Source organism: Rhizobium sp. PRIMUS64, from assembly GCF_023006465.1.
GTDB lineage: Bacteria > Pseudomonadota > Alphaproteobacteria > Rhizobiales > Rhizobiaceae > Rhizobium > Rhizobium leguminosarum.
Genome location: NZ_JALBGX010000013.1, coordinates 89,196 through 95,899, shown reverse-complemented (window position 1 = coordinate 95,899; position 6,704 = coordinate 89,196). Strand labels below are relative to the sequence as shown.

The window sequence follows — 6,704 nt, the reverse complement described above, 5'->3', positions numbered from 1 at the left end:
TTCCTCGCAGCCCTCGAATCTGCCGGTCGCAACCGAGGCCGCACAGCAGGTGCTCTGCCTTCCCATCTATCCGGACATGGAGATGGAGATCGTCGACAAGGTCTGCGCGCTGATCGAGTCGGCTTAAAAACACGGTATTCCGACAGTCATCTCGCACCGCTAGGCCGACCGGGCCTAAAATCATCCTGTTCTAGCCGCCTCACTTGTCATCAAAGACTTGAAGCGCGAGTTCTGCCTGCCAGATAAGAAATCGCGAGCCGGCGCATTGCAAGTGGCTGCTCATACGAAAGCGGCGTGACCATCGATCACGCCGCTTTCTTCATCTCATAGACGCTAGATTAAAGCGCCAGTTGCGGAGGTCGGATGCGAAGCATCTCTCCAGCCCCGCCGGCGAGTGCGGTGATCGGCGCTCCGAACGACCGAAGTACACCACTTGCCATGATCATAGAGCGCGGACGTGAGGCGAGGCTTGCGCAGGAGGGGCACAAGCGGCAAATAAGGCCGCTAATCTGGTCCGAACAGATGGATGAATCTCTGGAAGAAAAGTGGCACGCCCTAGGGGAGTCGAACCCCTCTTCCCAGAATGAAAATCTGGTGTCCTAACCGATAGACGAAGGGCGCTTCCTTCGTGGTGGCGCCCTTATAGTCAGCACCGTCGAAGGCCGCAAGCGCCAAGGCGCGAAAAAATCATCGTTTTCGCCGATTTATTTCGGCTGTGGAAAACCTCGTATCGTGAGGCGACGGTGCCGGGAAAGATAAGCAAGCGGGCTGGTTTAGGCGCCATTAAGCAGGTCCGCTGGTACGCCCTAGGGGAGTCGAACCCCTCTTTACAGAATGAGAATCTGTCGTCCTAACCGATAGACGAAGGGCGCGCAGCCAGCGTCGTTAAAATAGGAGCGCGCGCCGGCTTCTGCAAGCGGATGTGATGGCTTCTATGTGGAGAGAAAGTGGCACGCCCTAGGGGAGTCGAACCCCTCTTCCCAGAATGAAAATCTGGTGTCCTAACCGATAGACGAAGGGCGCTTCCTTCGTGGTGGCGCCCTTATAGTCAGGCGTTTTGAATCCCGCAAGCGGCAATTGCGGTTTCTTTCAAAAAAATGACAGGAAATCCGAGTGCGTTTGAGAAGCCGATTATTGAAGCTGAATCAATAGGCTGTCGGTTGTTTCTTTATCGAGACGAGGCGGCGCTGCCGTAACGTAATGCGAAAATCGCGCGGTGGTCAGATCGCTCTTGCGGTCGTTATGGGTGCTCGCTTGCCGCCGCAGCCCCAGTTCCAGTCACGGGTTTTGCCGGTATCGAGGTGGACCGAATCCGTATGGCAATAGGTGCCGACGCCGCCGCGGTCCGGCAACGAGCGGATATAGGCGGCGATATCCCATTTCGTCACACCGTCGATCTGGATGTCGGCGGCCTCGCAGCTCTTGTGCATCGATTCGTCGGCACCGCCGACGAGGCGGTTATGCTCCTCGTCGCGATAGCCGGAGGTGACGATAACCGGTCGGCCGAAATGGCTTTCGACCGTCTTGATGACTTTCAAGAGGTCGGGCTTGAAGCAGCCGACCTCGACCTTGTCGTTTTGCAGATGCAGCCCATTCGGCGCGATACGCGTCATGCCGGGCAGGGCGGCCTTGTGCAGCAGGCCGGAGAGACTGCCGAGCAGGTTCTGCTTCGGCGCGCTGTAGAGGGCATTCATTGTCGAGGCCGGAATGCTGCCCGTCGTCAGTGACGCCGTTTGCACGGGCGCAAGCTGCGTGCCGCTATTCTGCGAGGATTGCTGCGGCAGCACCGGTTCTGCCGGCTGTGTGGGCGCGGGCGGCTGGCTGTAGACGCTGCTTCGCGCCGGCGCTGCACCTTCCACCGGCGCATAGGCCTGCGGCTGAATGACGGTGGACGTGCTGTTGTTCTGCGGCGCCGGCTGGTGATCGGAAAAGATGCTCATCGCCTGCGCGTTGATCCGGGTCGACTGCAGGACCAGCCCGCCAATATTGGCGGGCGCTGCCGTTGCCGAACCGGCGGGCGGGACGGCGGCATTCGGATCTTGTGCCACGACCTGAGGCGCGCCCTGGGCGCCGGAGACGTTGACGAGCCGGGGATCTGTATAGACCGAACGTGGGGCAGGGCTTGCAGCCGTTGCCGTGGCAAGCTGTGGTGCTGCGGTCGGCGCTACCGGAGCCGCTGCGGCGGATTCGAGCGCCTTCTTGTCCGACGCGCAGCCGGACAGCGCCAGCACCGAGGTGGCGATCAGCAAAGCGCCCGTTACGGGCATCCGCATCTGCATGTTAGGCAAGCGACAGTCTCCAGTTGATGCGGAAAATCGGCGAAAAACGCTTCTCTTCTGCTTCGAGTCGCCAGGAGATTGCCTGCGGGGCTGGATCGCGGCAAGCGCCAAGGCGCCGGCCGGACCCGAAATCGAAAAAGCCGCAAGCCTCGCAAAAGCCTTGCGGCGAAAACCCTTACCAGGCGCCGGTATTGCCCATCGAGGCCCAGGGTTCGGTGGCCGGAAGCGGGCTGCCCTTTTGCAGGATTTCGATCGAGATGCCGTCGGGCGAGCGCACAAAGGCCATGTTGCCGTCGCGCGGCGGCCGGTTGATAGTGACGCCGTTGTCCATCAGATTCTGGCAGGTCGCGTAAATATCGTCGACCTCATAAGCGAGGTGGCCGAAATTGCGTCCTCCGCTATAATCTTCCGTGTCCCAGTTGTAGGTTAGTTCGAGGCAGGGAGCTTTTTCGCTGCGCGCACGGTCGAGATCGTCGCGAGCGGCCAGAAAAACCAGGGTAAAGCGGCCTTTCTCGTTTTCGTGGCGGCGAATCTCCTCCAGCCCGAACAGCGTGGTGTAAAAAGCGAGCGAGGCGTCTAGGTCTTTGACGCGTACCATTGTGTGGAGATAACGCATTCTATCTACTCCTTTATTGGGGCTGGCTTTTTTCAGCAAGCCGAGGTCAGCTTCGGGCAAGTCATCTTTATAAAATGTGCAGCTGGGAATACCGAAAACTAGGACTTGCGCTTATCCGTTACCAAGATGTTAATCTTGATTTGAAGAATCAGTTAACCGTAACAGTGTGACGCGTATTCGAGGGGCTGGCGACAATGGCTGATAGGATTTCATCGAACGAATACTCCGACCTCGACGAGCTATCGGGAGAGCCAGTCGATCTTGTTGAAATCACCGGCGTCGTCAAGTGGTTCGACGTCGCCAAGGGTTTCGGCTTCATCGTGCCGGACAACGGCTTGCAGGATGTTCTCCTGCACGTCACCTGCCTGCGTCGCGACGGTTACCAGACGATCCTCGAGGGAACGCGCATCGTCGCACTCATCCAGCGCCGCGAGCGCGGCTACCAGGCTTTCAAGATCCTCTCGATGGACCAGTCGACCGCGATTCATCCCTCGCAGCTGCCGCCGGTGCGCACCCATGTGCAGGTCACCGCGACGAGCGGACTCGAGCGTGCGCTGGTCAAGTGGTTCAACCGCACCAAGGGCTTCGGCTTCCTGACGCGCGGCGAGGGCACAGAAGATATCTTCGTGCACATGGAAACGCTCCGCCGCTTCGGCCTGACGGAACTGCGCCCCGGCCAGGTGGTTCTTGTCCGCTTCGGCGACGGCGAAAAGGGCCTGATGGCCGCTGAGATCCATCCCGACGTTCCGAGCCCGGCCAGCCGGTCTCACTAATATGAGCAGCCTTACCCTGTTTCATGCCATCAGAAGCGCCATATTGGCGCTTTTTTTCATGGTCGCGCTGCCGGCTTTGGCCGAGGAGCAAATGCGGTTCGACAAGGAGCCGCTGCTCATCCAGACCGCTGCGGGCAAGGTGCTGCATTTCACCGTCGAGATTGCCTCGACCCCTGATCAGCGCGCCCGCGGACTGATGTTTCGCAAGGTCATGGCCGACGATGCCGGCATGATCTTCGATTTCGATGAGCCGCGGCGCGTCACCATGTGGATGGAAAACACCATCCTGCCGCTCGATATGCTCTTTGCCGATGACACCGGCACGATCCGCCACATCAAGGAAAAGGCAGTGCCCTATTCGCGCGACATCATCGATTCGATGAGCGCGGTGAAATACGTCGTCGAACTCAATGCCGGCATCGTCGCCAAACTGGGAATCAAGCCGGGCGACAGGATCGTCAGCGCCACGACGACGAAGAAGGCGAAGTAGCGCGCGCGACCGTGAGCAGCGGTGCGCCTGTCAAGGAATTCAATTATATCGGGATATTGAATGGTCGGAGTGGAGAGATTCGAACTCCCGACCCTCTGGTCCCAAACCAGATGCGCTACCAGACTGCGCTACACTCCGTACCGTGAATGGCAGGGGAGATACACGGTTCACTTCGCCGTCGCAACCCATAAATCCAGCTCTGGCCGAAGATTCCTCGCCGGACCTGTGGATGCAAGACAGAAAAATCTTGATAGGTCGCCAGTCTGCTTGCCGGGCGCACGAGTCCATCCGACTGGCGCAATTGGACGTCAGGACAAGGCTGCCTCAGCCGTGGGCGATCAGGCCGATATATTGAGCATAGCTGATGGCAACGTAGAAGAACGCCGTGATGCTCGCGCCAATCACAATGGCATTGAACTCCGCCGAACGTTTGATCATGAATGCAAATCCACTGAAAGCGATTGAGCCGTAAACTAGTGCCGAGGGCGGGCAGCGGCAATCGGGTTGTGATCAAAACATGAGACAATCGGTAATATTGCGCAATCCGGGTGGAAATCCGAGGTTTCAAGAGATGGCTGCCGCCATCTCCGTCGATATCCTTGTTTCCCAAATGCATCGGCTCGTTATGGAGTCGCCAGCAGCGTCGTACACCGCCTTTTTTCTTGAAAAAGCGGGGATTCGCGGCTAAGCAAAATTCATCTCTTTGCGTTATCTCTAGCGATGAAGCAAAAGCCCCGGAAACGGGGATCGAGCCATGTAAGGCGGGCGCTGCCCGCATAGTCGGAGACGCTGCAGTCATGTCTGCCAAGATCTATCGTCCAGCCAAGACCGCCATGCAGTCCGGCAAGGCCAAGACTCATCTCTGGGTGCTTGAGTTCGATCAGGAGTCGCCGCGCAAGATCGATCCGATCATGGGCTATACCTCCTCCGGCGATATGCGCCAGCAGGTGAAGCTCACCTTCGAATCGCAGGAACTCGCCGAAGCCTATGCCCAGCGCAACGGCATCGAATACCGCGTCATCGCGCCGAAGGACCCGACACGCCAGGTTGTCGCCTATCCCGACAATTTCCGCTATACCCGCACGCAGCCCTGGACGCATTGAGATTTCTCGTCCAGATATACCGCATCCGGTCGCGCTCATGAGACGCGGCCGCCGGACGGCCCCTTAGCTCAGCTGGATAGAGCACCTGCCTTCTAAGCAGGTTGTCGCAGGTTCGATTCCTGCAGGGGTCGCCACCATTTCAATAACTTATCCCCACCTTCGCTTTCTCGCCGGCTCCAGGGTAACGCTGGGGGTAACGGCGGCGGCATTTCGCCTACGAGAAAACCCCGGCTCACCGGTGACGGCGGCCGAGGTTTGATCGAGGCTATCTGTGAACCCGACTCACTATCCATCTTCGGAAAAGTTGCTGTCCAGCTCGTCTCCGTTCGGCTCGGCGTCCCCGCCGTCCTCGTCGTTCTCGTCTTCGATTTCCAGGTCGGTCTGTTCCGTACCCACCGGCATATACCAGTGGGTTTGCGTGACATGCTCAGGGGCGCCAAGGCTGGGTTCGTTGTCGTTGTCAGGTTCCAGGTTCTCGTCGCCATCCAGAAGATCGAGCATGGCGATCAGTTCCTCAATGTACGTCTCCAGCGTTTCGCGCCGCAGCTCCTGGGCCACTTTGCTCATACGGCTGCCCTCCCGATGACTTCTGCCACGGACTCTATGAACCGGGCCATCTGCCCAAGCGGGGTGGCGTCAGGTTTCGTGAGTTCCATGAGGTCGCCAGCCGTTACAGCAAGGACGTTAGCTTTCATCGCTAAGTCGGCCAGGCTCAGAGCGCGGCAATGAGAGACTTCGTCGGCGGCTCTCCGGAGACGAATGTCAGCGTCCCTTATGCGCAGGCGCGCAGCATCAGCCCCAGAGATGTCCCGAAGATGCGCGGTCTCGGCCTCATACTGGACGGCCAACTGGATGCGCAATTCGCACTCCCTGATAGCCTTAGTCCTGTAGGCGCGGTTTCGCGCGAGAGCCTTTTCGGTTCGCCCCGTTGGCGTGGACCGCTTCCACCTTTTCAGGACGTCCCTCTCTTCGGCGGCCGTCCGAATGACGAAGCATGTCTTCCTGTTTTCCCGACGGAATTTCGGCGCCAGCCTCTTCGTCAGGTCACTCGTGTCCCTGACGAGAAAGCGGCCGATGATGTCCCGCTCGGCTGGCATGGTATATCGACCGTCCTGCGCGTTAGCCCCAAGTAGCAGATCCTCGGGCGCCAAAGGCCACTGATGCCGCCACTCATCCGCAATCCACTCCAAAGAATCCTGCGCTTCCTTAAGCTCGGCAAGCGCACCATGGAACTTCTGACAGGCAAGGATCAAGGCAGGGTTCTCTGCTTGGTCGCGGGGAAGAGCTTGCGCCTCGGTCGCGATGGCTCCATGTGCATCAGGCGCGACGGCGACCGCTGCGGCCGTCGAGGCAGCGGCGAGACTCCAAAGAAGGGCACGGCGGGTGGTGTTGGGCAAGCCTTCGGCGGTAGCCGCAATTGCTTCATTCGGCATGGTTAGCTCC

At 59.2% G+C, this 6,704-nt stretch carries 8 protein-coding genes and 5 tRNA genes; 5 read left to right on the top strand and 8 right to left on the bottom strand.

Features of this window, described 5'->3' with window-relative positions; genetic code table 11:
- The coding region (locus MOV76_RS08280; protein WP_309506123.1) for a DegT/DnrJ/EryC1/StrS family aminotransferase at positions 1-127 on the top strand (127 nt) is incomplete at its 5' end.
- 419 nt (positions 128-546) lie between these two features.
- Here the strand turns inward: MOV76_RS08280 and MOV76_RS08275 are convergent.
- From MOV76_RS08275 to gloA, 5 genes are all read right to left on the bottom strand, one after another.
- Positions 547-621, bottom strand: a tRNA-Glu gene (locus MOV76_RS08275).
- A gap of 176 nt (positions 622-797) precedes the next feature.
- Positions 798-872 (bottom strand) — tRNA-Glu (locus MOV76_RS08270).
- A 76-nt stretch (positions 873-948) separates the two neighbouring features.
- Positions 949-1,023: transfer RNA gene (locus tag MOV76_RS08265), tRNA-Glu, on the bottom strand.
- 197 nt (positions 1,024-1,220) lie between these two features.
- Positions 1,221-2,288, bottom strand: a complete 1,068-nt coding sequence (locus tag MOV76_RS08260) for a D-Ala-D-Ala carboxypeptidase family metallohydrolase (RefSeq protein ID WP_247264301.1) — start codon at positions 2,286-2,288, stop codon at positions 1,221-1,223.
- Between the two features lie 166 nt (positions 2,289-2,454).
- On the bottom strand, positions 2,455-2,895 hold the full coding sequence (gene gloA / locus MOV76_RS08255) for a lactoylglutathione lyase (RefSeq protein ID WP_247264304.1): 441 nt from the start codon (positions 2,893-2,895) through the stop codon (positions 2,455-2,457).
- A gap of 194 nt (positions 2,896-3,089) precedes the next feature.
- Here gloA and MOV76_RS08250 point away from each other — a divergent pair, with 194 nt between their 5' ends.
- Positions 3,090-3,668: a cold-shock protein gene (locus MOV76_RS08250; protein ID WP_018241851.1), complete on the top strand. Its 579-nt coding sequence runs from the start codon at positions 3,090-3,092 to the stop codon at positions 3,666-3,668.
- A gap of 1 nt (position 3,669) precedes the next feature.
- A complete protein-coding gene (locus MOV76_RS08245) occupies positions 3,670-4,158 on the top strand; it encodes a DUF192 domain-containing protein (RefSeq protein ID WP_018445583.1) in 489 nt (162 codons plus the stop codon).
- A gap of 61 nt (positions 4,159-4,219) precedes the next feature.
- On the opposite strand, the gene MOV76_RS08240 is transcribed toward MOV76_RS08245, so the two are convergent.
- A tRNA-Pro gene (locus MOV76_RS08240) sits at positions 4,220-4,296 on the bottom strand.
- A 659-nt stretch (positions 4,297-4,955) separates the two neighbouring features.
- Here MOV76_RS08240 and MOV76_RS08235 point away from each other — a divergent pair.
- Together MOV76_RS08235 and MOV76_RS08230 are read left to right on the top strand one after the other, a co-directional pair.
- Positions 4,956-5,261 (top strand): ETC complex I subunit, encoded by a 306-nt coding sequence (locus MOV76_RS08235; RefSeq protein WP_018241855.1) that lies wholly within the window; start codon positions 4,956-4,958, stop codon positions 5,259-5,261.
- 57 nt (positions 5,262-5,318) lie between these two features.
- Positions 5,319-5,395, top strand: a tRNA-Arg gene (locus MOV76_RS08230).
- Between the two features lie 151 nt (positions 5,396-5,546).
- On the opposite strand, the gene MOV76_RS08225 is transcribed toward MOV76_RS08230, so the two are convergent.
- Positions 5,547-5,828 carry a hypothetical protein gene (locus MOV76_RS08225; protein WP_221984663.1) on the bottom strand — a complete coding sequence of 94 codons (282 nt, stop codon included), beginning with the start codon at positions 5,826-5,828 and terminating at the stop codon, positions 5,547-5,549.
- Positions 5,825-6,694 (bottom strand): hypothetical protein, encoded by an 870-nt coding sequence (locus MOV76_RS08220; RefSeq protein WP_221984665.1) that lies wholly within the window; start codon positions 6,692-6,694, stop codon positions 5,825-5,827. Before MOV76_RS08220 ends, MOV76_RS08225 begins: the two co-directional genes overlap by 4 nt.
- Positions 6,695-6,704 lie beyond the last annotated feature (10 nt).

Bases quoted from the DNA above. Each gene is read 5' to 3' on its own strand.
- MOV76_RS08225 (WP_221984663.1), bottom strand. From the start codon at position 5,828: ATGAGCAAAGTGGCCCAGGAGCTGCGGCGCGAAACGCTGGAGACGTAC.
- MOV76_RS08235 (WP_018241855.1), top strand. From the start codon at position 4,956: ATGTCTGCCAAGATCTATCGTCCAGCCAAGACCGCCATGCAGTCCGGC.
- MOV76_RS08220 (WP_221984665.1), bottom strand. From the start codon at position 6,694: ATGCCGAATGAAGCAATTGCGGCTACCGCCGAAGGCTTGCCCAACACC.
- gloA (WP_247264304.1), bottom strand. From the start codon at position 2,895: ATGCGTTATCTCCACACAATGGTACGCGTCAAAGACCTAGACGCCTCG.
- MOV76_RS08245 (WP_018445583.1), top strand. From the start codon at position 3,670: ATGAGCAGCCTTACCCTGTTTCATGCCATCAGAAGCGCCATATTGGCG.
- MOV76_RS08250 (WP_018241851.1), top strand. From the start codon at position 3,090: ATGGCTGATAGGATTTCATCGAACGAATACTCCGACCTCGACGAGCTA.